Consider the following 2,042-nt stretch of genomic DNA (forward strand, 5'->3'; position numbering starts at 1 on the left):
GGCGCTTCTCCACTACGGAGAGCGCAAGGCATCCCGGCATGGCGTTGATAGCATTATCTTTACCAAGCGAGCATTGGCTGAGATCAAGCAGGATCACGGCAAAGCCGTTTTTCTCCAGTGTGAGCGCCAGCGGAAGGCATACATCATCGTCTCCGAGGATGCGGTGGCGATCACGGTTGCCCACAGCTATCGCGGGACGGTGCACTGATGCGCAACCAGATCGAACTCGAACTCGTCGGTGAGGCGGTGGTTCTCACCTTCCGCTCTGACATAGGCCGCGTGATGGCGGTCCATGAGGTCGACCATTTAGATGCCTTCCACCTCAGCCTCCTCATGGAAGGTGAAAGGCCCAAAGTCGCGCTGAACTTCACGACGAAGGATGGTTTATGGCTCCAGATCGAAAACTGGCCATACAATCGAGCCTCGCTCATGGTGCCAATGCCGGACAGTGTTGATCTGGTTGCTCAACTCGAAGGCGATGGCATCGATAATCTGGGCAGAAGTCTCCGGTCGCTGCATTCTCATGCATCACGGCCAACATGCGTTTCGTCCGTCAACACCCGGGGTTTCCATTATCTAACCTACCTTTATCGCGACATCGAGGTTGATGGTGATGAGCGAGCATCCGGCAGTGAAGATATGCTATAATAGTGCGTTGGTTATGGATAGGGGGTCGATATGCTGGTCGGATATGGTCGCGTAAGCTCGACAAGCCAATCTCTCAATATCCAGCATCAGGCTCTCGTCGAGGCTGGTTGCGAGAAGGTCTTCAGCGAGCAGGTCAGCGGACGCTCAACGACCGACCGGGATCAACTCAACGATGCCCTCGACTTCATCCGTGAAGGCGACACGCTCGTCGTTACCCGACTCGACCGTCTCGCGCGCAGCGTGGGCGACCTTCACCAGATCATCGAGCGACTGACCGAGAAGAAGGTCGCGTTCCGCTGCCTCAACCAGAGCGGGGTCGATACCGACACCAGCACCGGGCGGCTCATGCTGTCGATCCTCGGTGCCGTCGCCGCATTCGAAAATGACATCCGACGCGAGCGTCAGATCGAGGGGATCGAGAAGGCCAAGGCTGCGGGCAAGTATCGCGGGCGACCGGCGACGATCAGCACGGACGCGGTGCGCGAACTGCATCAGGCCGGGATCGGCGCGACCGAGATCGCCAAGCGTCTCCAGATCGGGCGCGCGAGCGTCTACCGGGCACTGGCGGCATGACTGTCGGGCTGTTCGTCTGCCCCGCCTGCAAGAAGCGTCGGGGCGTCAATATCAGCTTCGGCATGCCCACCGAGGAGACCATCGAGGAAGTCGAACGCGGTGAAGCCGTGCTGGGGGGCTGCTGTCCACCATGCATCGGCGATCCTGAGCGGCAATGCCTCGACTGCGGCCATCAGTGGGAAATCGTGCGGCGAAACCGGCACGAAGCAGCCCGGTGACGCCAGATCGGCGTCCAAAAGGGACCCCCCATCACCTGAGATGACCCGTCGTCCATGCTCGGCTATCACGGCAACGATACCGCAGGAGCCAACCATGCAGGAGCGTGACCCCAACATCGTCAACTCGGGCCTGTCGCGCACAGTTACCGTTCAAGGCGCACGCATCGAGGTGATGATCTACCGGCTCGAACACGACCCCCAATGGGCGCTGGAGGTGGTCAACGAGAACGGCACCTCGACCGTATGGGACAACCTGTTCGATACCGACCAAGAGGCCAACGAAGCCTTCGAACTCACCCTGCGCGACGAAGGCATCGACGCCTTCCTCGACCGCAGCAACGTCATCGAGTTCCCGCGCCGCTGAACCGACCTGCTTGACGAAATGCCGATCCGTGAGAGTCTGGCCTGATGACCATCACCTCACCCATCAATGACCGTCAGCAACCGGCCTCAGAGCCGTCTCAGGGCAGTTCTGACGATGGTCGGCCCGTCACCATCTCGACCATCCTCCAACGCGTCCAGAGCCGTCAGGAAGCGGTCGAAAACGCTCAGGATGATGACGCTCAAGAAGGCCATCGCTCGCCTCCCTTCGCCCGCTCCAGT

At 60.1% G+C, this 2,042-nt stretch carries 6 protein-coding genes; 5 read left to right on the forward strand and 1 reads right to left on the reverse strand.

What is annotated here, in order from left to right; all coding sequences use genetic code 11:
* The 3 genes from MF607_RS22395 to MF607_RS22405 form a co-directional block, all read left to right on the forward strand.
* On the forward strand, window positions 1-208 hold a 208-nt coding region (locus tag MF607_RS22395), incomplete at its 5' end, for a hypothetical protein (protein ID WP_242122374.1).
* Window positions 208-648 (forward strand): hypothetical protein, encoded by a 441-nt coding sequence (locus MF607_RS22400; protein ID WP_242122375.1) that lies wholly within the window; start codon window positions 208-210, stop codon window positions 646-648. The genes MF607_RS22395 and MF607_RS22400, both read left to right, overlap by 1 nt.
* A gap of 30 nt (window positions 649-678) precedes the next feature.
* Window positions 679-1,221: a recombinase family protein gene (locus tag MF607_RS22405; protein ID WP_242122376.1), complete on the forward strand. Its 543-nt coding sequence runs from the start codon at window positions 679-681 to the stop codon at window positions 1,219-1,221.
* On the opposite strand, the gene MF607_RS22410 is transcribed toward MF607_RS22405, so the two are convergent.
* Window positions 1,200-1,457 carry a hypothetical protein gene (locus MF607_RS22410; protein ID WP_242122377.1) on the reverse strand — a complete coding sequence of 86 codons (258 nt, stop codon included), beginning with the start codon at window positions 1,455-1,457 and terminating at the stop codon, window positions 1,200-1,202. The two genes, MF607_RS22405 and MF607_RS22410, sit on opposite strands and share 22 nt — an antisense overlap.
* A 76-nt stretch (window positions 1,458-1,533) precedes the next feature.
* Between MF607_RS22410 and MF607_RS22415 the strand changes: the two genes are divergently transcribed.
* Window positions 1,534-1,803, forward strand: a complete 270-nt coding sequence (locus MF607_RS22415; protein ID WP_242122378.1) for a hypothetical protein — start codon at window positions 1,534-1,536, stop codon at window positions 1,801-1,803.
* A 44-nt stretch (window positions 1,804-1,847) separates the two neighbouring features.
* Window positions 1,848-2,042, forward strand: a 195-nt coding sequence (locus tag MF607_RS22420) for a hypothetical protein (protein WP_242122379.1), incomplete at its 3' end; no start/stop codon positions are given.

This window comes from Sphingomonas lacusdianchii, from assembly GCF_022664395.1.
GTDB lineage: Bacteria > Pseudomonadota > Alphaproteobacteria > Sphingomonadales > Sphingomonadaceae > Sphingomonas > Sphingomonas lacusdianchii.

Coding starts and splice junctions, on each gene's coding strand:
- MF607_RS22405 (WP_242122376.1), top strand. CDS start 679: ATGCTGGTCGGATATGGTCGCGTAAGCTCGACAAGCCAATCTCTCAAT.
- MF607_RS22415 (WP_242122378.1), top strand. CDS start 1,534: ATGCAGGAGCGTGACCCCAACATCGTCAACTCGGGCCTGTCGCGCACA.
- MF607_RS22400 (WP_242122375.1), top strand. CDS start 208: ATGCGCAACCAGATCGAACTCGAACTCGTCGGTGAGGCGGTGGTTCTC.